Raw genomic sequence first — 21,514 nt, 5'->3', positions numbered from 1 at the left:
CGTAACTCCCTGGGCATTATCGCTACCGATCCGTTGTACGATTTAAAGGTGCGCACCGCTTCTTACACCGGAATGTCATCAGCATAAGTGCTGTTAATGAAGAACGTCACGCGCCCCATCACTTCGACCTCTTCCGCAGCCTCACCCTCAATCGCTTCGCCATCATCCGTGATTAATGCCCTTCCCCTGAGTTTCGCAAACTGCGTTCGGCCACCCAACAGGATCAGCAGGGTCTGCCCCTGGACCAACCTGGTGACCGGCTCGATCAATGCGAACCCGGATGATGTTTCGAGGATACGGGTATCGATGCCGACGCCGCAGATAAGCTCCGGGGTCATCCGCTGAGAAACGTAATCAGCCGCTGGAGATGGAAAGCCCATGTCATAGGCCCCCGTTCGGGTTGTAGAGCATGAAGGTGCGCGCCTGACCCTCACAGGTCGAAACATCCTTAAAGGTCGAAACGTGACTTTCGATCCAGTCGTTTGCCTCTTTAAGCGACCACTCCCAGTTAACCGCCACCAGCTGCGCAACAAAGTCCTGCGTCGAAACCGTCTGGCGGCCACTGGCTTCCCGTTTAATGGCGGCGCGAAACGCGCCTTCAATGTCAATTCTGCGTGGCATAACCCCTCCTTATTATTTTTACTGTGTATACATACAGTAGTTTTAAAGAGGGTGCAGATCAATGTGGCAGCGCCTATTGATCAGGACCACTGATAGGGAAAGGCCTATTACAGCAGACTTAATTTGTAGGCGGAGTCTGAATGTGGACATGGTGCGGCAAATCGTCATATTTGCACGCTATCCTTTTAATGGTGAAACCAATATAAGGACAGCGTATGTTTACTGCATTGTTGGTAACCGGCATCCTGGGCATGGTCATTTTTGGATTGGTGTTCTTGTCTGCAATGCAGGACGTGAAAGATGATTACTGATCCACTGCTGGGGTCACTTATGACCTGCTCCCCGTTGATTAGTACACCCCGATGTTAGTAATGTCTTCATAAGCCACATGAGGACATCCCCATGAAGAAGCGTTTTTCCGACGAACAGATCATCAGTATTCTCCGCGAAGCCGAAGCTGGGGTACCCGCCCGTGAACTCTGCCGCAAGCATGCCATTTCCGATGCCACGTTTTACACCTGGCGTAAGAAGTATGGCGGTATGGAGGTGCCTGAAGTTAAGCGCCTGAAGTCGCTTGAGGAAGAGAACGCCAGACTCAAGAAGCTGCTTGCCGAAGCCATGCTGGATAAAGAGGCGCTTCAGGTGGCTCTTGGGCGAAAGTACTGACGACAGACCAGAAGCGGGAAGCCGTGATGTTGATGTGTGATGCGACCGGTCTGTCGCAACGTCGTGCCTGCAGGCTTACAGGTTTATCCCTGTCGACCTGCCGCTATGAGGCTCACCGTCCGGCTGCTGATGCGCATTTATCAGGGCGCATCACTGAGCTGGCACTGGAGCGCAGGCGTTTTGGCTACCGTCGTATTTGGCAGTTGCTGCGCCGTGAAGGGCTTCATGTTAATCATAAGCGCGTGTACCGGCTTTATCACCTCAGTGGCCTGGGCGTAAAACGCAGAAGACGTCGTAAAGGGCTGGCAACAGAACGTCTGCCGCTGCTCCGTCCGGCGGCGCCCAATCTGACCTGGTCGATGGATTTCGTCATGGACGCACTTTCCACCGGTCGCAGGATCAAGTGTCTTACCTGCGTCGATGATTTCACAAAGGAATGCCTGACGGTCACTGTTGCCTTTGGGATTTCAGGCGTTCAGGTCACGCGTATTCTGGACAGCATTGCACTGTTTCGAGGCTATCCGGCGACGATAAGAACTGACCAGGGGCCGGAGTTCACTTGCCGTGCACTGGATCAATGGGCCTTTGAGCATGGTGTTGAGTTGCGCTTAATCCAGCCGGGCAAGCCAACGCAGAACGGATTTATTGAGAGCTTTAACGGACGATTTCGCGATGAATGTTTGAATGAGCACTGGTTCAGCGATATCGTTCATGCTAGGAAAATTATTAATGACTGGCGGCAGGATTATAACGAATGCCGCCCGCACTCCACGCTGAATTATCAGACACCGTCTGAATTTGCAGCGGGCTGGAGAAAGGGTCATTCTGAGAATGAAGATTCCGACGTTACTAACTGAGTGTTGTATCTAATCGTGGGGCAGGTCACTGGTTTTTACTCTCATACAATGCCTCTAATATTCGCATTAGATTAAAGGCAATATACTACACCTTGATGGTTTGAATTTCATGAATAAATTAAATGTTTAGAAAGGTCATAATTTCGAATGTTATTAATGTGGTTGTCTCCTATAGCAAGTTCAGACATAAGCTAGATTCGCTTTAGAGATATTACAAATTAATATAAAAAGTCCCGCATAAAGCGAGACTTTGATTCGGTCGACAACCAAGGCTATGGCTACGATATCAGATTTAGCCGAAATCTAAGCTATTTAATTGACTTTTGCAATACCCTGCTGCGAATTTGCTGATTTTTGTTGTGATCGTGTTCTCACTGTTCGCAGTAAAGCATCACTATCAAGTCGCTCAAATATGGCGCACATGGCATTCCAGTAATCGGCGTAGTTATGACTCCAGTTATCCTGCTTCACACCGCATAGCTCAGCCAGCTCCTGCTTCTGGTAAGTCTCTCGCCCCGCCAACTCTTCTTTGACGTCCTGCGCCGCCAGCCAGATTAGCGCCTTCAGCCTGTCCATCGTCTTACCGGCCACTTTCTTGCCAACCAGCTGAGCGTGGAACTCTTTCCAGGCCCATTGGGTAATCGCCACCTGGTTCTCCCAGCGCGTGTTTTCGCTGTAGTTCCAGAGGAGCCATGCCATCTGATGTTCCTCCAGAGACAGGACCGCCCGGCGCCACGACGCGGTGGAGTATTCGACCGGCTGAACCAGCGGGATATGGGAACCTTTGGCGCGCGACTGCTTGCCGGGGAGCGGCGGGTTATCCAGCGTTATCATCTCCCCGGTCACTTCATCTTTCACACGTGGCTTCTTCCGCTTAAACGTACCGGTGTCGAACTGGGCGTTCTCCAGCCAGGCCATCAACTGCCCTTTCGTCGCCCCGCTCAGATCTGCAGTCGCAACGATGAGCTGCTGGCGTACAAATTCTAGGTCTTGAGTGATCATGCTGCGGCCCTCTCTGGCTGTTTGGTTCTGGTCTGGTTCTGGCTGTGCTTTGTGACCGGCGGCAACATGGCGCGCATGACGCTTTCTGCCTGGTATCTGTTTATCTGCTCTCTGGTCACTCGCTATCCTCCATCAACCAAAGAATCGGCCATGAGAAGATGCAACCCGCAGCCCATATGCCGGTGATGCTGATTTTTGCTTTCAGTGAGAAATTGAGGTTGTTGACGCGACGCCAAACCTTTGCGGCCACCAGCCCTGCACAGAAGGCGTAGACAACCATGGCGGTAACGAATAAAGGATTCATGCTGCCTCCTGCTGACGGGCGCGGCGTTTCTCCAGCGCGCGGGCTTTACGGGTGAAAATGGACTTGATGCGTTGCAGATATGGGATATCAAACTTGCGACCGGCATTGTTGTTATTCAGGGCTTCGACTTTCTCCGGCCCGATACGCTGAATCAGCCCCTGCTCAAACGCTTTCTGGGCACCAGCCCGGTCGCGGTTACACTGGACACACTGTGCAGCGGTATTGTGCAGATTGAAGGCCAGGTGGCCGGCAGCACCGCGGGTGCGGTAGTGCCCACAGTCCATAGTTCCGCCATATTTCTGAGCAGGGAGGCGGCCACAGCTGACGCACGGCTTTCCGGCATCGCGAAGACGCACGTAGCGGTTGAAGGCGGTCTGGGCCTCATTCTTCCACTGCGTTTTAGTTTTGAGTGCCACACGCTTCTCCCGGCGGCGCTGGCGCCCCGCCTTCTCCTCTTCACGCTGGCGCTTCCTCTCAGCACGCAGAGCTTCGGCCCGGTTCTTTGCGGTCTGCGCTTTGGCAACGGCGGTGGCGCACTCGTAGCAGCAGACCACCTGGCCGTCACGGACCGGGTGGAACCACTCTCGGCAGCTCTGGTTTGCGCACTTACGGCGGGGTTTCTTAGCCATGCTCACCCCCAGACCTTTTGGCGGAACGTACGCGGCGTACGCTCCTGCCGCTTTGCTTCCGGCAGCCTGACGCTGACGGTCCAGGTGATGAAGTCGGGATTGAGGCTGCGCTCTACGGCCACGCCACGAGCCCGGTACGTAGCCATCAGTTCGTCGGCCTGCGCCGTAGTGCAATCGGTATGCTGGAACCATGAGGATTTCATCGGCATCATCCCCCGAAGCTCAGTAGCTGCGCGGCGGCGTTCTCAGCCTCGCGCTGGTCCCTGAATGCGCGCGACAATATCCAGCGCCACAAAACATCGAGCGCGGCCCTGTAGAGCTGCTGAAACTCGGTCTCGTCCATATTGGCGAAGGCGATACTGCGGGGATGCTTCCGGAGAGTGCCGTCAGGCAGCTGGATGGTGTCGTAGTGGCCGGATTCGATGGTCACCCATGCGCGGTAGGCATCAAAGGATTTGCACAGGCTGATGCCATTGGTAATGCGGCGGCTGCCCACCTGCTCGAGATACTGCTCAGCAGCATCCAGTAACGCGGTTTCGCTCCCGCCGAACGATGCCAGGAACTTCGCATAGCCGGTCACCAGCTTGCGTTCGTTGGATGAGATAGCGCCGCCGATTGGCTCCCAGTATTCGAAGCCGAGATTCAGCAGAGCGAAGAAACGGCGGTGGAAGGCTGGGTTACGGACCTGTCTGAAGTCGGCCACCAGCACGGCACCGAGCTTGATTTTTGATTGCAGTAATTCGCTGGTCTCCGGCGTGGCCGGGATCAGGATTCCTGAGGACTGCTTGATGAGTTGTAACTGCGCCATGGGAGCTTTCTCCGTGGCGCATCGTGGTCAGGTTACCGGTTGTTCAGGCCGATACAAACATTATGCTATTCAGGTGTTAAAAAGGTCAATTGTTGGCTGACAACTCCCTGACGATCTCGGCCAGCGTTTCACGAGATATCACGCGTTCATCCGCCTGGAGGTGCTTATGGCCGATTACTGCACCAGCAGTATTTATCAGCACGCGATCCCCTGGCCGGAGTTTAAACGAACCTACAGGCGCTCCGTCTGAACGCCTCACGAGATCGTAATACTCACCTCCATCTGAACACACCTCAGCCACATCAACCCCCTCACTTTGCTATCTACAAATACCCTCTCCCGGCGGGGAGAACTCCACTCCACAGAGCCAAAATAACAAATGGCGCAAAATTCCTATTAGGTTCGCCGGAAGAAAAATTCATTTTTTCCTGTAGCATTTAAACCATACAACAAAACACTGTATATATAAACAGTAATTATCCGTTTGGCTTAAGTATGCACATGGAAGGCATGCATACGCAAGCTCATTCATCTGATTGATTTGAATAAATTTTGTTGATACTTACCTGTAAAAACTGACCGTTATTTTTAACACTTCCGCGCGGCAGAAACTGCTGGAGTAAATATCTGATTAGAAACCCTGAGCAGCGTATCACCGTATGCGGGCCAGCCTCTGAGGGTATATTGCGGCGGTGGCGTATCCTGTCAGGTTGGTAATTTGTTGCCGCGCCACGGTTAATATCTGATCGATTTCATAGATCAATATCGTGGTATTGATCGATATTATCGATCAGGTGAAGAAATGCCGCGGTTAAGCGGCATTCATGGGGTGCATCAGGCAGCCTGCTCCCTGGCCGCACAGAGTTCTGGCAGGTTTGCACGCACTAGTGCTTCAGCGAACGGCGGCGGCACGGCGTTACCGCAGCGGGCCACCTGCTTATCCTTCGCGTACTTCACGCCGCGGTAGTCCTGGTCGATGATGTACCACTCCGGGAAACCCTGGGCGCGGTACAGTTCTGCTGGCTGCAGCATACGCATGCCGATATCCACAATGCGATACACCACGCCATCAACAGTAACCAGCCCGTCAGAATCCGCCCCGCAATAATCCCGCAGGAACGCCAGCGCCTGGGCTGCGCGCTGCTCGTCATAGCCACCTGTCGCCAGGCTTGTCTCAACGTTCCCGACATGCAGGCCGCCCGCGGTTAACCCCGGCGCGGGCGCATCAACCACCCGGCCGTCGCGACAGGTGCCGCGCAACATCACCAGGTGCGATGTGACCAGACCATGGTGATCGGTGGTGGTGACCGTGTGTGCCGGTTCGTCCAGAGCCACGCCAGCGCCCTTGTAGTTCCCGCCGAAGTGCTTAACCAGATTCGCAGCCACCAGGCCGAACTTACCACCACCGGCGACGACCGTGCCCAGCGGTTTATGCAGGCCTGGCACGCGAGGCTCCTGCCCCGGGCGTTCGCCGTATCCCATCTGGATCAGAGTTGTCGATACCAACTGCGATTTCCCGCCGCCGCCCGCAGTGACAGTGGCGCTCGGTTCGTCGGCGCGGTGCCCGATGCTGGCGCCGAACTGCCGGGCGATCAGCGGGGCCAATACGGGCGCGATGACATTGGTCCGGTTCTGCGTAAGCAGAGTGAAAAACGGTTTGTTAACCGGGCGCGGCCTCATCTGGAATTCAGATCCACCGGTACCAGCGAACAGAGGAGCCATCACTGGGGTGGCAATCGCATAGCCATGCGTTTTGGTGATGGTCTGCAGCGGTTCTGCCAGCGCCTGTCCGCGGAAACAGTCGTATTTCCCTTTCGTTGTGGTGTGGTTGCATTTCACGATAAACGGCGAGGCACTATCAATCACGAAGCGCTGGATGCCGCGGGCGATGCGCTTGAGCGTGTTCTCCGCCAGCGGCTTTTTGCGGTCGAAGATGGACACTGCCGGGATTGACCAGTCGATACATTCCGCCGCGGTACGCCAGGGCGCCAGCTTGCCGCTCTGCACTGCTGGCGTTTTCGGATCGCCGTGGGTCGGCACCGGCCAGGTAACCGGCACGCTGTCGCAACGCATCACCATGAAGAACCGCTTCCGGATGGTCGGCGCGCCAAAGTCGCAGGCGCGCAACTCACGGTAATCGACTGCATAACCCAGCCCGGCCACCAGCTGCTGCGCCTGCATACTATCGGCGGCGATGCCCAGGAACTCGCAGCACTCCACCAGCGCCGGATGCCCGACAGGGATACCGCCGGAGAGCATGCCGCAGAACGCCTCGAAGGTTTCCCCGGCGCGGGACGGGTCCGGGCGCTGCCCGCCATCAGCGGATACGATGAGCGGTCCCCATGTTTTGAACTCCTCGACGTTCTCCAGCATCATCACGCGCGGACGCACTGCCAGCGCCCATCGAATGACGATCCACGCCAGACCACGAATCTCTTTCTCCACCGGCTTCGAGCCTTTGGCCTTCGAGAAGTGGCGGCAGTCCGGAGAGAACCACGCCAGACCCACCGGGCGGCCAGCGGTAGCCACCAGGGGATTTACGTCAAACACGCTTTCGCAGTAGTGCAGCGTGTCCGGGTGATTCGTGGTGTGCATCGCCACAGCATTCTCGTCGTGGTTGATGGCGATATCCACGCTGCGGCCGATCGCCAGCTCGATACCCGTACTCGCCCCGCCGCCGCCGGCAAAGTTATCAACGATAATTTCTCTCACGCGTATTCCTCCATGGCGGCGGCCAGCGACCGGGCCGCGGTGACGATGGTCGGTACCGGCATTTTTTCCAGCCACATGCGGTTAATGTGCTGCTTAAGGCGGCGCTGGTGATGCGCCGGGAGATCCCCGGCGTTTTCAATCTGGCCATAAACCATCCCCACTTCGGCAGGCCATACGGTTTCGCTGACATCCACTAGCAGCAGGCTTTCCAGTTCGACGATCCGTTTTGTGGCGTACTGCAGCAGTTGTTCCATCAGTTCGTCTCCTTGTGGGGTACTGCTGCAATCATTGCAGCCCAGCACCACTTAGCACGGTGCGCCGCCTGCTCGCAGCCACTCATAACTTCGAAAGCCTCCCACGCTTCTGGGTCACGGAACTCTTCGCGTAGCTCTGCCTCAAAACCAGCAATTACCATGCCCTCTGTCGGCTCAACCGGCACAGCAATCCACCCATCAGGCATGGCCTGCTGCATGATTTTCTCGTATGCAGCAACCTGCGTATCTACTGGATACGATAAGTCGCGCTGATTGCCCTGAGGCATGACAACTCCCTGGCGAAGTAACGCATCATGAAGAGCCATTGCGCCGACTTCTCGTTGAGCAGCATCTTCGTAACTAATGCCGTTCGTCTCCATGATGCAGTCCCTGTCGAGATACTCGGTGCATTCATCCAGCGCTTTCCTGATAACTTGCGGTTGCATGGCAGCCAGCGCATCCCGCTGCTTCGTCATCTCGCGCAGCGCCGCGGTGGTGCAGTCCAGCCGTTCGGCCAGCCGCGAAACAATCTTCGCCATATCGATGATCGGCGTGTCGGCGCTCATCGCCTTCGCAAACTGATGACCAACGGCCACCAGCTCTTTGTTGTTCAGTGAATCACTCATGGGATGCTCCTCGGTGCGTATAACGCTCCATGTCAAAATCGATAACTGCGCGCTGATCACGGAAGACGCCGCTGCGACCGTGGCGGATAAGATTGCCCTGCTGTATGGCAGCCCGAATGTATTTCTCGGCGGTGGTGCGATGCAGGCCGAACATGGCGACGACATCGTTGGTCGTGGCGCGGCCATGCTTTTTCACCAGCTCGATAATCCAGGCGATGAACAGGGTGCGCTCGCTATGTGTTTTAGGTTTAGCCATAGGGATCTCCTGTTAAACCAGACCAGCGGCTTTGCGCTGTCTGTACTGTTCCATCAGCATTTCTGCTGGCGTGGGGCCGATGTCTTTCGCTGGCGCAGCCAGGGCGCGGCGCACTGGTGGAATAGGCTTCCCCTCGGCGACGCGCTGCTCCCACCCGGCCAGAACGCTGCTCGCAGCCTGGCGCATCTCCTTCTCGGTCATCTGGCGATCGGTACTCTGCCGGCGCAGCTCGATGCAGATGTGATACAGAACTGGCGCTGGCCATGGGTACTGCTCGCTGGTCGGGAACCGGAAGACCAGGCGGCGCCATTTCCAGTACTCGGTCATCACGTCGTCAACGCTGAATCCCAGGAGGCTACGACCCTCTTTGCACCAGGCGACGAACTGCCCGGGTGACGGCAGGAAGGGTTTCTCCTGGCGGCGGGCAATGCGCATACCGGCAGCGACCTGTGCCATGGTGGTGATCCCGTTCTCCTGGAAGGCCAGAACCCACTGGCGCCGGAGTTCGTTGAAATCGCTCTGCTCACGGAAGCCAGCCATAGCCGCCGGGAACGCAGCGCGCAGCGCGCTGAACAGGGCGTTGAAGATTTCAGCCGTCTGCTCAACCTGCGGGCGTTCTGCCGGGGCCTCAGGCATGCCATGGGCAATACGACGGAAGTTCTCGCGATCGCATTTCATCAGCTGCTCAGATAATCTTTCCATCGAACACCTCGTTAATCCAGTCAGTGTTGTTGAAGTCGATGCCCTGGGCGCCCCCGGCATTCGTCCGGCGGCCAGCATCACGCTGGAGGCTCAGTGTGTCCCACTTAGCGCGGAGCTTTGCAGGCGAGAGGATATTTGTGTGCCAGAACGCGTCTTTGCTTGCCCACTGGAACAGCTCGCATATTTCACGATGACTGCGTCCGTCCAGTTCACGCATCAGGCGCACGTCGTTTGCCCAGGCGGCCATGACGGGTTGCTTAGAGAAGGGTTTAACTTTTTCCAGCAGAGCGACGATCCACTCTGCGCATTGCTGGTCAGCAGCTGTTCCCCACTTGGTGAAGTTGGGGGTGTAAATAACCGCCTCAGGATGAGCTGATAAAAACTTCGTTAGACGGTCGTCGGAGGATTCGCCAGAATTCTCTGACGATGATCTTTTAATATTGTTATTGTTATAGTCTTGGGTGGCTACCGTTTCCGGGAAGGTTTTTTCCGATTTCGGGAAGGATTTTCCCGTTTTCGGGAAGAGTTTTCCCGTTTTCGGCTTGTCTAAAATCCAGGCTGAAAGGTCAGTATTTATACCGACAATTTTCATCACGCCCTGCTTGTGACTGAAAATAATTCCACGCTCTGCAAGAGAGCTGAGCGCATCAGAAACATGCGTATCAGCCAGACCTGTGAGACCGGCGATGACTGTGTTGGTAACCCGGTCCTGTTTCTTGTTCCATCCGTAGGTCAGCCAGATCACCGCTTCCAGGCACTGCCATTCACGCCCCGACATGCGAAGGCGCGGTTTCAGCTTCTGAATCTCGTTTGCGATCCGGGTGTACCCGTTGGACAGGTCGGCCATATGACCTCCTGTTTGCTCGGTTTTAGTCGGAAATTTGATAACTTCAGCGGTATTTGACATACTCATCTCCGCAATTACGCACTGTTTTTGCATCAGAAAGCCGTTGGTGTTCGCGCACCGCGGCTTTCGCCTTTTTTGAACCCGTCATAGCGCCCCACTCAGCATCGTTGTAACCATCGCCATTATTGGCGCGACTGAATCCGGCCCATCCAGCAGATACTTAGCAACGATGCTTTCGCTGATTTCTTTCCAGCGCTCCTGTTTAGGGGCTTTGAGAACGACAGCCTGAATAGCCTCAGCATCCTCTTTCACCGACTTGGCAATGCGAAGTGCGAAGTTATCGTGCTTAACAACCCGGTCCCGGTACGCCAGAGGTAGAACCGAAATGATTACCGGCGCCAGCTGCTCGACGTTCGCCCGGTAAACTGTCGACTTCTCCGGATTGTCCAGCCAACGGAACAGCTTCACATTCCATACGTCGGCATTGCCTGATGTATCGATCCCATCCAGTTCCGCCTCTTCGGCGGCCTCTTTGATTACCAAAGCTACCGCCAAGCGGCCCTCTGCCGCGGCCCAGGCGCGAACGGCAGAACAGATAGCGCGGTGATCAATCTTCTGACTTTCCAGTTCGTCACCATGAAACTGGAATTTCAGCCGCTCTGCTGGCGCTCTGTTATTCTGTTGAAAAGAAAGTGTTTGCATGATTAGTGCTCCTGACGTGGCAAACCATCGGTAGGGTTTGGGTACGCACCTGGATCAATTTCGTGTGGCGTTACAGCCCAATTGAGGACTTTGCAGAGAGGGACAACACGTCCCGCAGGGACTTTCCCTTGGCTCATCCATTTGCTTACTGCCTGAGATGAAATGCCAAGCTGCGCACCAATGTCGACACGCGACATGGTATTGGTGATTTTTTCTTTAAGTGATTTGTTCATTGGGCCTCCTATCAGTGGAATGACATGAGGATACTCAACGAAACTTTAAGTTGCAAGAAAAACGAAACAAATAGTTGGAGTGCTAGGCGGAACCAAAGGTTGTAAAATAACAATATGAATAAAGTCCCTCATCCCGTATTCGCAAAAAGAATCAAACAGGTCATGACCGAAAATGGCTGGAATATGGCCGATCTCGCAAAACAGGTCATGCTCTCCCATACGGCTGTCCAAAACTGGTCAAAGGGAAAAACAGTGGCTAGTGGTGAACGCCTCAAGCGCCTTGCAGCTGTTTCCCGCAAGCCCGAGCATTGGTTCTTTATGGATGAGGACGGGGATGTAGAGAACTCCGTGCTAACCACCAGCACACGCAGAGAGCTGGACGAAAAAGAAGAGGCTTTATTGTCCCTCTTCAACCAGCTGCCTGAAGCTGAGAAGCTGCGCTTAATTCTGCATACAAAGACTGTGCTGCACGAAATTGATCTTCTTAAAAGTGATGTGTTTGACATCATCCACAATCAGCAAAAATAACAAGCCATAGTTTCTTGCCAAATGAGACACCCGCCCGAGGTGTCTTTTTTTATGGTTAAACGAAACTTTTTGTTTCTTCGGCTTTACATGCGAAACTTTAAGTTGTAACCTTCAATGCATCGACAACACGCGCAGCGTTGTCAGGTTAAAGAAACGTTCCGCCAGCCTGGCGTAAAGGGCAAATGAGGGTGACCATGATTGATTACGCACGTAAACCAGTACGGCAGCAGGCCGTAAAACTGAGTTGTATTAGGGCGTTTATTCGCCGCCTCTGTTACCTCTTGGCGCAGAAGGGGAATCCTGATGTGTAACTCGAAAGAATGCGCTTACTGCAGCAAACCTATCGAGCAAGGGAAAGAAGTTAAAAACGAATTGCTCTTCATCCGCGGCGCCCAGCTGGCACGCGAACAACGTGATTACTGTTCTGTACGTTGCGCTTCTTACGACCAGATGGCCCACGAAGCCTAACGTATTCCCGCGCAAGGCGGGATCTACGTCCGGTGCCACCGACCAAAGTTACACCGGAATTTTTACCAAAACCAAAAACACACCCAATGGGCGCTATCTCTGGCCCGGGGATCTTACATCCAAAAATGAGGATCTGACATGGAATTTTTCTATGTGGTTAAGGCCACTCAGAAATCCGGCAAGCAAGATGCAGTGATTTGGTTCACTGCTAAATCCGAAGCGCGTGCCGCCCTGACGCTCGATGTTGAGCTGGAAGAAGCTGGCATCGAAACTGGCCGCGGCAAGGACTACGCCAAGCCTGTACGCACCGATTTTCCGGTGTTCAATGACCTGCCGGAAGAAAGCACCATCGATTACACATGGTGCGAACGCTACGAACTGGCCGACGACCAGCGCACCTGGAACGTGATCCCCGGCGCCGCGTCTCATGGCGAAACCACCCTCACCCCGGCCACCACCAGCGATTTGGAACAGCCTGCCGCCCCGGTAACCTCCACTGATACCGCAGACGCCGGCAACACCTCCCTGCTTGAAAATCGCACCCCGGCTGTCCGCTTCGCCGTCCATCTGTTGGGTGACAAATACCTTTCGGAGATCAGCCAGGAACAGCAAATCGTCGCCAACGAACTGGCGACCGATGAGGGAAATATTTACTTCCAGAACCTGCTGCAGGCCAAAAATGACGTTGCTGATATTGGCGAGCTCAGCCTGCATGCGGAGTGGAAACTGGTGCAGGCCGTCAAAGACGTTTTCCCGCAGGACAAAGAACACGAAACCGCGCTGCTGGCCGCCTTCATGTCGGGCTGGATTAAATCCGATGATCGCAATCAACTGATTGATGACTGGAAGAGTGGAAAGCTTCCGGCCAAGGATGAAGCCCAAAAACCCCTGTATGAGTATGGCCTGAAGATAAGCGAGCACGATGATGGCGGTGCCCACTACCCAGTTTGCAAAATGCCATTCCGCAAACAGCTGCTTGCCCAGTTGACGGTGGACGAACTGCGCCATCACATCACCCGCAGCGATAATGCTGAGCTGCACGCGCTGGAAATGGATACGGATAACGGTTATGTCCAGGATCTTTTGCTCGCCGCTGAAAATTTCCCGGAAGTTAAGGCGTACGATACCAAAGACTTGTGGCGCTATACGAATGCCATTCGCAAGGTGTTCAGCATGGACAAACGCCATGAACTGGGCCTGCTTTTGCAGTTCACAAAGGCCTGGGTGGCCACCCCATATATTGACCGCGGCATCCTGACACGCGAATGGGCCGCAGGTAACCGCATTAACCTCGTGCAGCGCACTGACGCAGGCACCAATGCCGACGGCGGTTATGTAACTGACCGCGGCGAAGGCGCACACCACACCCTGGACACTCTTGATCTGGAGATCGCCTGTGCCCTGCTGCCGATGGACTTCAACCATCTGGAAATCCCGGGCAGCATCCACCGCCGCGCCAAGGAGATTGTCGCGAGCAAAGAAGAGCCATGGAAATCATGGAGCAAAATCCTGCGCAACCAGCCCGACGTTCTGGCTGTTAACCGCGCGGCCATCTTCAACCTGGTGCGCATCGCGCCTGAGAATATCCACCTAACGCCGGTTGCTCATCTGGAGTTCGTAAACCGGACTATGACGACAAATTTCAATGAAACGACGGAGCTTATGCCTATCCGCACGGTCAGCGAGCGGCAGGAGAGTGAGAATCCAGACGCCATTGCTGAACCTGAGGCGCCGGAAGTACAACCGGGCGGCGACGGAAAAACGGATCGCAACCCTAACTACAAACCCGATTTTGACGGGCTCGATACTGAGATTGCACTGGCAATGCTGTCAGCGGATTTCAATATTTATGACATCCCAGGTGATGTTTTCCGCCGGGCGAAGGCTATCGTCGCCGCGAACGAAAGTCCGTTCAAAGAATGGTCTGAAGCTTTGCGCGCAACGCCCGGCGTTCTGGATTATTCCCGCGCTGCAATTTTTGCGCTGATCCGTAGCGCTCACCCTGAATATTACAAACAGCCAGGACGTCTTGCCGGATACATCCACGCGAACCTGACCGAAACCGACCACGAAAATCCTACTGCGGAAACGCTGGCTGCGGCGCGCCACACCCCAGAAGTGAGTTGGGAAAGTGAAGTTAACCACCAGTTGGCGGCCGACCGCGGCGAATTTGTGGAAGGCATCAGCGACCCAGCCGATCCGAAGTGGGTTAAAGAAGACCTGACAGCCGCCAGCCAGCCGCAGGTCGCGAACCTCGGCGGCGGCATGTTCTCCATCGAAGGCCTGATGAACGAAAAACAACCAGAAAATGATGACCGTTCACCGGTTACAGAGGAGACCACCAGCGATGTGCAGATGGAAGAGACTGACCCGGAGGAAGGAGAAACTGGTAACCCGGTTCCACCAGGCGAAAGCGCTGATGCAACTGATCCGCAAACAGATGCCCTGAGCCCGTCAGTGATTCTGGCCGCCGCGGCGCCGGAGCTGGCGAACGCCACGCAGCCGGAAGTCGAGCAAGCAGCGCCGGAAACTGAGCCGCAGGAATCAATCCCAGATGTGGAGTTCCCTGCATACTTCGAACCGGGCCGCTATGAAGGTCTACCGAACAACGTTTACCACGCAGCGAACGGGATCAGCAGCACTCAGGTTAAGGATGCCCGCGTCAGCCTGATGTATTTCAACGCGCGCCACGTCGCCAAGACCATCCCGCGCGAAGGTTCCAAAGTGCTGGACATGGGCAACCTGGTGCATGCGCTGGCGCTGCAGCCAGAAAACCTCGACGAAGAGTTCAGCGTGGAGCCGGTGATCCCGGAAGGGGCCTTCACCACCGCAGCGACCCTGCGTGCCTTTATCGACGAACACAATGCCACCCTGCCCGCGCTGCTGAGCGCTGACGATATCAAAGCGCTGCTGGAAGAGCACAACGCCCCCCTGCCAGCACAGCTGCCGATGGGTGGATCAGCTGAGGAAACCTACGCAGCGTATGAGCAATTGCCTGAGGAATACCAGCGCATTGAGAACGGCACAAAGCATACCGCTGCCGCGATGAAGGCCTGCATCAAGGAGTACAACGCCACCCTGCCCGCGCCGGTGAAAACCAGCGGCAGCCGTGACGCGCTGCTTGAACAGTTGGCGATCATCAATCCTGACCTGGTGGCGCAGGAAGCGCAGAAACCGGCACCGCTGAAAGTGTCCGGCACCAAAGCGGATATGATCCTGGCGGTGAAGTCCGTTAAACCGGATGCCGTGTTTGCTGACGAGCTGCTGGATGCGTGGCGCGAGAACCCGGGCGACAAGATTCTGGTGACCCGCCAGCAGATGGAAACAGCGCTGGCCATTCAGAAAGCACTGCACGAACACCCTACCGCCGGGAAACTGCTGCTGCACCCTGATCGCGCTGTTGAGACGAGCTATTTCGGTATCGACGAAGAGACCGGTCTGGAAATTCGCGTACGCCCGGATCTGGAAATCGACATCGACGGCGTGCGGGTCGGCGCAGACCTGAAAACCATCAGCATGTGGAACGTGAAGCAGTCCGGCCTGCGCGCCCGCCTGCATCGGGAAATCATCGACCGCGATTACCACCTCAGCGCGGCCATGTACATGCAGACCGCCGGGCTGGACCAGTTCTTCTGGATCTTCGTCAACAAAGACGAGGGTTACCACTGGATCGCCATCGTCGAGGCCAGCGAAGAACTGATTGAACTGGGCATGCTGGAGTATCGCCAGACGATGAACCGTATCGGCAACGCGTTCGATACCGGCGTGTGGCCAGCGCCGATCACTGAAGATTACACCGACGAACTTAACGACTTCGACCTGCGCCGCCTAGAAGCGCTGCGTACTCAGGCATAAGGGGAATGACGATGGAAAACATGAATATCGTAACCGCGGAGCAGCAGGCTCCAAACACTATCTCTGCCAGCAACGCCATCTTCAATGTGCAGGCGTTAACCCAACTGCAGGCCGTTGCCGGTTTGATGGCGCAGGCTGCCGTAACTGTTCCCGAACATCTTCGCGGCAACCCAGCCGACTGCATGGCCATCATCATGCAGGCTATGCAGTGGGGGATGAACCCGTACGCGGTGGCGCAGAAAACGCACCTGGTCAACGGCGTGCTGGGCTACGAGGCCCAACTGGTAAACGCGGTAATCTCCAGTTCTAACGCCATTGTGGGCCGGTTCCACTATGAGTACGAGGGCGACTGGTCGAAATGCGCCAGCAGCCGTGAAGAGATCGTGAAGAAGCCAGCGAAAGGCGGCGGGACGTACGACAAGAAAGAAATGGTGCGAGGCTGGACCAGTGCTGACGAACAGGGTCTGTCGGTTCGTGTGGGTGCCGTTATTCGTGGCGAGAGCGAGATCACTTGGGGCGAACCGGTGTTCCTGTCCAGCGTCATAACGCGTAACTCTCCGCTGTGGATTTCTAACCCGAAACAGCAGATCGCGTATCTGGCACTCAAATACTGGGCGCGTCTGTACTGCCCTGCGGTCGTCCTCGGCGTGTACACCCCGGATGAAGTTGAGCAGCGCACCGAGAAGGAGATCAACCCGGCGCCCGGCCAGCGCGTAAGCCTGGCTGACATCAAAGGTGACACCGTAACGACCACTCACAGCGCGCAGGAATCGGCGGCGAACATCGACGCTATGGCCGATGAGTTCCGGGATCGCATTGAAGCTGCTCAGGATGTCGATAACGCCAAAGCTGTACGCGCCGACATCGAAAGCGCCAAGAACACCCTGGGCTCCGCCCTGTTCACAGAACTGAAGAACAAAGCCGTGAAGCGTTATTACCTGGTGGATGCGCGCAACAAGGTCGAGGCGGCGATCAACTCCCTGCCTCAACCTGAAGAAGCGGATGCCGCTGAGCGGTTCGCGGAAGCCGAGCGCGTGCTGGCGTCGGCCAAACGTCATCTGGGCGACGAGCTGCACGATCAGTTCAGCATCACCCTGGCAGATATGAAACCGGAATACGTGGCCTAAGGGAGGCGGGAGGGCTCGCCCTCCCGGTAACGACATGACGAAAATTACAGAACGCGGAATGATTTTCAACGCTGAAATGGTACGGGCTATCCTGGACGGCCGGAAGACGCAGACTAGGCGGCTCATGAAGATTCAGCCAAAGCCCTGCAATCACAGTAATTGGCCCGAACACTCGCCGATTACTCAGTGGAAGAGTGATAGCACCGGGTGGTATTGCGGCGTCTGTGCTAACGGAATCTCGATCGACCATCGGCAACGAGCTAAAGCGATTGTTTGCCCGTTCGGTGCCATCGGTGATCGCATCTGGGTGCGGGAAACGTGGGCGGAAGCAGGTGCCGGGGCGCCGGACCTGCAGCTCTACCGGGCGAACTATCCAGAGCATGTGCCCTCGCATTACGAGAACGTGCCGCCGGCTGAGGATATCCGCTGGACCCCGTCCATCCACATGCCGCGCTGGGCCAGCCGGATTCTGCTGGAGATCACCGATGTGCGGGTCGAGCGGTTGAACAGCATCAGTGAAGAGGATTGCTGGGCTGAGGGAATAGAGGCGGTTGATGGTCTCTTCGAAAACACTGAGATCATCGACATGGCGTTAAAAATTGGATGCTGCGTCGAAGATTCAAAACCAATGTTCGCGTTGCTCTGGCAATCCATCTACGGCGCCGACAGTTGGCAGGCCAACCCCTGGGTCTGGGTGATCGAGTTTAAGCGTATCGAAGGAGATGACCATGCGACTGATTAACCGCAGCACACAGTCCCCACTCGCGCGTAAGGCCTGCGACATCGCCCTGGCGGCCCACGCAGAACGCTACGGCGATTACGGGCGCAGCAAAATGCGGGAGACGTACACGGTGCGGGTGGAAGGCGTGAAAGTCTGGGTGGAGGTGGTGAACCGGAAGGCGAGCTACGTGGCCACGGCGATGACCGGCATGCGCCGTCTGCGATCTTTACCAGGCCAAGCCGCCTGATATTGAAATATCACAAACACTTTTCCGGCAACTTTATAATGAGTTGTCGGAAGCAGGAGGTTCTATGGCCAAGCTTCTAAATTTACTGGAATGGGCAGACCTGACTTACTCAAAGCCGCCTTCCCTTTCCACTCTTCGCCGCTGGGCACGAGAGGGCCGCATTTACCCTGCTCCTGAACTGCACGGAAAAGAATATAAGGTTCAGCAGGGCGCCACGTATGTGGACCCGAGCAAAAAGAGCCTGCGTAAAAAACCTAAGCACCTGAAGCTGCCAGCTGGCGGCACCTTACTGGAGAGACTGACTCATGGCGAAAAGGCCAGTTCGTTACGACGCTAATCTGCCCCGTAACCTGACCTATCGCAAAAGAGACAGGCTTTACAGCTGGCGAAATCCGACAACCGGCCAGGAAATCTCTCTTGGCCGGATCGACAAAAAAGACGCCGTCGCCCAGGCAATCGAAGCCAACAACTACATCGACCAGAACTACCTCCCGTCCTCACTTCTGGACCGCATTAAAGACGCGCCGACTTTCACGGTGTCGGCGTGGCTTGAGCGTTACGAGGTAATTCTGGAGCGAAGAGAGCTGAAGCCAAACACGATGAAGGTCAGGCGAAATCAGATCGCCACTATTAATGATGAGTTCGGCCGCACGCCGTTGTCGTCAGTCAGCACAAAGGACATATCGAACTTCCTTGAATCATACATCCTCTGCGACAAAAAGAGCATGGCTGCCGGCTTGCGCTCGGTACTGCTGGACATATTCAGGGAGGCAATCGTGGAGGGACACATAGAGAGGAACCCAGCGGAACCGACACGAACGCCAACGCCGAAGGTTAAACGCGAGCGTCTACTGTTCGAGCATTTTGTTGTGATTAGGGAAGCGGCAATCTCCCATTCGGATTGGCTACCCAATGCGTGCGATCTTGCCCTGGTATCCGGTCAGCGCCGCGAGGATATTACCCTTTTCAGGTTTAGTGACGTTAAAGAGGACAGGTTGTTTGTTACTCAGGAAAAGACCGGGCACAAGCTGGCGCTCCCGCTCGATTTAAAACTGGAAGCTGTTGGCCTGGTGCTGGGAGAGGTGATCGAGCGGTGCAGGATAAATAATCCTTCAGATTTTATGCTTTACTCGCCAGTCAGGCGCGGCGGCAGGAAACCGGGCCCGCTTACCCCTGATGGATTAACTCAGGCGTTTGCCGAAGTTCGTGATGCGACAGCTTTAAAATTTGGACCTAACCCCCCCCCGTACCATGAGATCAGGAGCTTGGCGAGCAGATTATATGAAAAGGAACGTGGCGAGGATTTTGCACAGCGATTACTGGGCCACAAAAATTTAACAATGACGAAAAAATACCTGGACGCACGCGGTGCAGAGTATGTTATGGTTTAGACAGGATATGGATATTTCGAGTAATTTTCGTGGGATTTCGTGAGGGCGCCGAAAAAACCTATAGAAAACAAAGACATAAAAAGAGACCGAATACGATTCCTGTATTCGGTCCAGGGAAATGGCTCTTGGGAGAGAGCCGTGCGCTAAAAGTTGGCATTAATGCAGGCTAAGTCGCCTTGCACTTTAAGAATAGATGACGACGCCAGGTTTTCCAGTCCGCAGCAAAAGTGGCCTGAAAAAAAGCGTGAGTCTGTTCTTAAACATAAAAACCGCAATGCTTCCGAAGAGAAGCCTGCGGTTTTTTTATTGGAAGCGGGAAGCTAGCAGAGCGTCTTCGCGCGCTCGATAAATGGCGCCAGGCTCATCTTTTGCCCCGGGTTTGCCGGATCGTCAATCTGAATAACCGAGATGGGCTGGCCGTTGCTTTTACCGCTGTCGACCTGCTGCTGCGCCACGTCGTTCAGGGGATACTGCACCAGGGTGCTGGGGTTAATGGCATAGAGCGCATGGCCCGGACGGCAGGTCAGCATCACCTCTTCACGGTTAAAGGCCCATTTGTCTTTACCCACTTCGAACCGGCTGACGGTGATCACCTGCGGGGCTGCCAGTGCCGCACCGGAGCAGGCCAGCAATAAGAAAGAAAGTACTGTTTTTTTCATTGTATTCCACCTCGTCAGAAGGGTTCCCAGGTCGCGAACAGGCTGACTGCCGCCAGAACCAGCGCCCCCAGCACAACCTCACTCTGCGTCATCCTGATAAAATAGCGTTGCTCGCGTCCGTCGCCAGAACGAAACCGCGGCACCAGAACATACCGATTCACCAGGGCAATTACCACCATCATTACCACCAGCGCACATTTCACCAACAGTAATTGCCCCCAGGCCGAGTGCCACGGCAGCACCCACCCCTGGATCAGCACAATATTTACCATTCCGGTGAGGATCACCCCCGCCACCGCCAGATGTCCGTAGCGCGAGAAGCGCATCATGGTGTGAACGGCGGCTCGCCGCCAGCGTCCATGGGACAGGCGCAGGCAAAACAGCAGCGGCAGCAGGCCCCCCAGCCAGCCCGCGGCACATAAAAGATGCAGGCCATGGTTGCTGCGCTGCGCCAGGCCCGTTATCCCATCATGCAGCGCCGCATGCCCGGTTCCTGCCAGCAGGAAAAACTGCGCAGCGGTAAAGAACAACATCAGCGGCATGGTTTTTCCCGGCTGCATCCAGGCGACCCAGAATGTAATCAGGGCCAGGATCATCTGCCATAACCAGATCCGCCCAAACTGGGTCGTGAGCACAGCCTGCCAGATGGATGGGCTAACCACATCCGGCCAGCCGTTACCCATCATGCCGCCCTGTAGCGCCAGCATCATCAGCGCGGCGAGCAGGCTGATGAATGCGACCTTTTTTTGCTGCCCCCGAAAGCGACGCGCCATCAGCCGCCGCAGCGCAACGGGGGCCAGCCATGCACCGTACAGGGCATTGCCAAATAGCACCATCAGGGCAGCAAAATGCGCGAAGCGCAGCGTAACGTAGCAGAACGCCAGCATCTTACTTCACGCTAAAACGGTAGCTGCCCTCGGTCTTATGACCATCTACGGAAACCACGTGCCACTTCACCTGATAGGTACCCGCCGTCAGCGCAGCGGTCATCGGTACGATCAGCTGGGTCGGGTCCTTCTCGTTGCGTTTTACCGCCCCGAGTGCGACGGGCTGCTGTTTATCATCGGTGAGGGTCACGCCGCTAAAACGGGGTTCGATCCCTTCGGAGAAGTTCAGAGTCAATGCCTGCGGCGCCGCGTCTACGGCAGCGTCTGCGGCGGGATATTGATGCTGTAAATGAGCGTGAGCAAAAACAACCGGTGCTGCGAGCGTTGCCAGCAGCAGCGTCAGGGTGCGGGTAACGAGTTTTGTCATCACATATATTCCTTTTTGTTATGCCTGATTACCAGAGGATAACGC

General features: G+C 55.7%; 27 protein-coding genes and 1 pseudogene. 9 read left to right on the top strand and 19 right to left on the bottom strand.

Annotation, left to right across the window (positions count from 1 at the left end; all coding sequences use genetic code 11):
• Window positions 1-62: 62 nt before the first annotated feature.
• Window positions 63-380, bottom strand: a complete 318-nt coding sequence (locus DVA43_RS03885; protein ID WP_114314637.1) for a hypothetical protein — start codon at window positions 378-380, stop codon at window positions 63-65.
• Window position 381: 1 nt separating this feature from the next.
• Window positions 382-621 (bottom strand): DNA polymerase V, encoded by a 240-nt coding sequence (locus DVA43_RS03880; RefSeq protein WP_114314636.1) that lies wholly within the window; start codon window positions 619-621, stop codon window positions 382-384.
• Between the two features lie 402 nt (window positions 622-1,023).
• Here DVA43_RS03880 and DVA43_RS03875 point away from each other — a divergent pair.
• Window positions 1,024-2,144 (top strand): IS3-like element ISSen4 family transposase gene (locus DVA43_RS03875; RefSeq protein ID WP_087451024.1). Its coding sequence is split into 2 segments (ribosomal slippage): window positions 1,024-1,282 and window positions 1,282-2,144, totalling 1,122 coding nucleotides; the frame shifts between segments, so codons are not numbered across the junction.
• 312 nt (window positions 2,145-2,456) lie between these two features.
• Here the strand turns inward: DVA43_RS03875 and DVA43_RS03870 are convergent.
• The 14 genes and pseudogenes from DVA43_RS03870 to DVA43_RS03810 form a co-directional block, all read right to left on the bottom strand.
• Window positions 2,457-3,146 (bottom strand): bacteriophage antitermination protein Q, encoded by a 690-nt coding sequence (locus tag DVA43_RS03870; protein ID WP_114314635.1) that lies wholly within the window; start codon window positions 3,144-3,146, stop codon window positions 2,457-2,459.
• A complete protein-coding gene (locus DVA43_RS24665) occupies window positions 3,143-3,265 on the bottom strand; it encodes a hypothetical protein (RefSeq protein WP_165718042.1) in 123 nt (40 codons plus the stop codon). Before DVA43_RS24665 ends, DVA43_RS03870 begins: the two co-directional genes overlap by 4 nt.
• Window positions 3,262-3,450 (bottom strand): hypothetical protein, encoded by a 189-nt coding sequence (locus DVA43_RS03865; protein ID WP_114314634.1) that lies wholly within the window; start codon window positions 3,448-3,450, stop codon window positions 3,262-3,264. The genes DVA43_RS24665 and DVA43_RS03865 overlap by 4 nt, the downstream gene beginning before the upstream one ends.
• Entirely contained in the window at window positions 3,447-4,079 is a 633-nt protein-coding gene (locus DVA43_RS03860; protein ID WP_114314633.1) for a recombination protein NinG, read from the bottom strand. Before DVA43_RS03860 ends, DVA43_RS03865 begins: the two co-directional genes overlap by 4 nt.
• 2 nt (window positions 4,080-4,081) lie before the next feature.
• A complete protein-coding gene (locus tag DVA43_RS03855; RefSeq protein ID WP_114317070.1) occupies window positions 4,082-4,288 on the bottom strand; it encodes a hypothetical protein in 207 nt (68 codons plus the stop codon).
• Complete coding sequence (locus tag DVA43_RS03850) at window positions 4,288-4,887, bottom strand: DUF1367 family protein (protein ID WP_114314632.1); 600 nt, start codon at window positions 4,885-4,887, stop codon at window positions 4,288-4,290. Before DVA43_RS03850 ends, DVA43_RS03855 begins: the two co-directional genes overlap by 1 nt.
• 834 nt (window positions 4,888-5,721) lie before the next feature.
• Window positions 5,722-7,599: a DNA cytosine methyltransferase gene (locus DVA43_RS03845; RefSeq protein ID WP_114314631.1), complete on the bottom strand. Its 1,878-nt coding sequence runs from the start codon at window positions 7,597-7,599 to the stop codon at window positions 5,722-5,724.
• On the bottom strand, window positions 7,596-7,853 hold the full coding sequence (locus tag DVA43_RS03840; protein WP_114314630.1) for a hypothetical protein: 258 nt from the start codon (window positions 7,851-7,853) through the stop codon (window positions 7,596-7,598). The genes DVA43_RS03845 and DVA43_RS03840 overlap by 4 nt, the downstream gene beginning before the upstream one ends.
• A complete protein-coding gene (locus tag DVA43_RS03835) occupies window positions 7,853-8,479 on the bottom strand; it encodes a hypothetical protein (protein ID WP_114314629.1) in 627 nt (208 codons plus the stop codon). Before DVA43_RS03835 ends, DVA43_RS03840 begins: the two co-directional genes overlap by 1 nt.
• 16 nt (window positions 8,480-8,495) lie before the next feature.
• Window positions 8,496-8,735, bottom strand: a pseudogene (locus DVA43_RS03830) (DUF977 family protein); the annotation flags it as partial.
• Window positions 8,736-8,747: 12 nt separating this feature from the next.
• On the bottom strand, window positions 8,748-9,437 hold the full coding sequence (locus tag DVA43_RS03825; RefSeq protein ID WP_114314627.1) for a replication protein P: 690 nt from the start codon (window positions 9,435-9,437) through the stop codon (window positions 8,748-8,750).
• A complete protein-coding gene (locus DVA43_RS03820) occupies window positions 9,421-10,344 on the bottom strand; it encodes a replication protein (protein WP_114314626.1) in 924 nt (307 codons plus the stop codon). Before DVA43_RS03820 ends, DVA43_RS03825 begins: the two co-directional genes overlap by 17 nt.
• 84 nt (window positions 10,345-10,428) lie before the next feature.
• The gene (locus tag DVA43_RS03815; protein ID WP_114314625.1) at window positions 10,429-10,986 is read right to left on the bottom strand and encodes a toxin YdaT family protein; all 558 of its coding nucleotides are present in this window, start codon (window positions 10,984-10,986) and stop codon (window positions 10,429-10,431) included.
• A gap of 2 nt (window positions 10,987-10,988) precedes the next feature.
• Complete coding sequence (locus tag DVA43_RS03810; protein WP_032611877.1) at window positions 10,989-11,219, bottom strand: YdaS family helix-turn-helix protein; 231 nt, start codon at window positions 11,217-11,219, stop codon at window positions 10,989-10,991.
• A gap of 114 nt (window positions 11,220-11,333) precedes the next feature.
• Here DVA43_RS03810 and DVA43_RS03805 point away from each other — a divergent pair, with 114 nt between their 5' ends.
• The 8 genes from DVA43_RS03805 to DVA43_RS03775 all read left to right on the top strand — a co-directional run bounded on the left by DVA43_RS03805 (window position 11,334) and on the right by DVA43_RS03775 (window position 19,556).
• Window positions 11,334-11,747 (top strand): helix-turn-helix domain-containing protein, encoded by a 414-nt coding sequence (locus tag DVA43_RS03805; protein WP_114314624.1) that lies wholly within the window; start codon window positions 11,334-11,336, stop codon window positions 11,745-11,747.
• A 303-nt stretch (window positions 11,748-12,050) separates the two neighbouring features.
• The gene (locus DVA43_RS24660) at window positions 12,051-12,215 is read left to right on the top strand and encodes a YdaE family protein (RefSeq protein WP_168194639.1); all 165 of its coding nucleotides are present in this window, start codon (window positions 12,051-12,053) and stop codon (window positions 12,213-12,215) included.
• Window positions 12,216-12,353: 138 nt separating this feature from the next.
• Window positions 12,354-16,070 (top strand): RecE family exodeoxyribonuclease, encoded by a 3,717-nt coding sequence (locus DVA43_RS03800; RefSeq protein ID WP_114314623.1) that lies wholly within the window; start codon window positions 12,354-12,356, stop codon window positions 16,068-16,070.
• Between the two features lie 11 nt (window positions 16,071-16,081).
• On the top strand, window positions 16,082-17,197 hold the full coding sequence (locus DVA43_RS03795; protein WP_114314622.1) for a RecT family recombinase: 1,116 nt from the start codon (window positions 16,082-16,084) through the stop codon (window positions 17,195-17,197).
• A 34-nt stretch (window positions 17,198-17,231) separates the two neighbouring features.
• The gene (locus DVA43_RS03790) at window positions 17,232-17,939 is read left to right on the top strand and encodes a hypothetical protein (protein ID WP_114314621.1); all 708 of its coding nucleotides are present in this window, start codon (window positions 17,232-17,234) and stop codon (window positions 17,937-17,939) included.
• Window positions 17,926-18,165, top strand: a complete 240-nt coding sequence (locus tag DVA43_RS03785) for a DUF4060 family protein (protein WP_114314620.1) — start codon at window positions 17,926-17,928, stop codon at window positions 18,163-18,165. Before DVA43_RS03790 ends, DVA43_RS03785 begins: the two co-directional genes overlap by 14 nt.
• 64 nt (window positions 18,166-18,229) lie before the next feature.
• Complete coding sequence (locus DVA43_RS03780) at window positions 18,230-18,502, top strand: excisionase (protein ID WP_114314619.1); 273 nt, start codon at window positions 18,230-18,232, stop codon at window positions 18,500-18,502.
• Window positions 18,471-19,556, top strand: a complete 1,086-nt coding sequence (locus DVA43_RS03775) for a tyrosine-type recombinase/integrase (RefSeq protein WP_114314618.1) — start codon at window positions 18,471-18,473, stop codon at window positions 19,554-19,556. The genes DVA43_RS03780 and DVA43_RS03775 overlap by 32 nt, the downstream gene beginning before the upstream one ends.
• A gap of 320 nt (window positions 19,557-19,876) precedes the next feature.
• On the opposite strand, the gene DVA43_RS03770 is transcribed toward DVA43_RS03775, so the two are convergent.
• From DVA43_RS03770 to yobA, 3 genes are read right to left on the bottom strand one after another with little or no spacing between them, the layout of a single operon-like run.
• Window positions 19,877-20,215 carry a YebY family protein gene (locus tag DVA43_RS03770; RefSeq protein ID WP_103180045.1) on the bottom strand — a complete coding sequence of 113 codons (339 nt, stop codon included), beginning with the start codon at window positions 20,213-20,215 and terminating at the stop codon, window positions 19,877-19,879.
• A gap of 14 nt (window positions 20,216-20,229) precedes the next feature.
• Window positions 20,230-21,102 carry a copper homeostasis membrane protein CopD gene (copD, locus tag DVA43_RS03765; protein ID WP_114314617.1) on the bottom strand — a complete coding sequence of 291 codons (873 nt, stop codon included), beginning with the start codon at window positions 21,100-21,102 and terminating at the stop codon, window positions 20,230-20,232.
• Between the two features lies 1 nt (window position 21,103).
• Complete coding sequence (gene yobA / locus DVA43_RS03760) at window positions 21,104-21,469, bottom strand: CopC domain-containing protein YobA (RefSeq protein ID WP_114314616.1); 366 nt, start codon at window positions 21,467-21,469, stop codon at window positions 21,104-21,106.
• Window positions 21,470-21,514 lie beyond the last annotated feature (45 nt).

The organism is Leclercia sp. W6, from assembly GCF_003336345.1.
Classification (GTDB): domain Bacteria; phylum Pseudomonadota; class Gammaproteobacteria; order Enterobacterales; family Enterobacteriaceae; genus Enterobacter.
The sequence above is the reverse complement of the archived record's forward strand: the minus strand, read 5'-3'. Positions and strand labels throughout refer to the sequence as shown.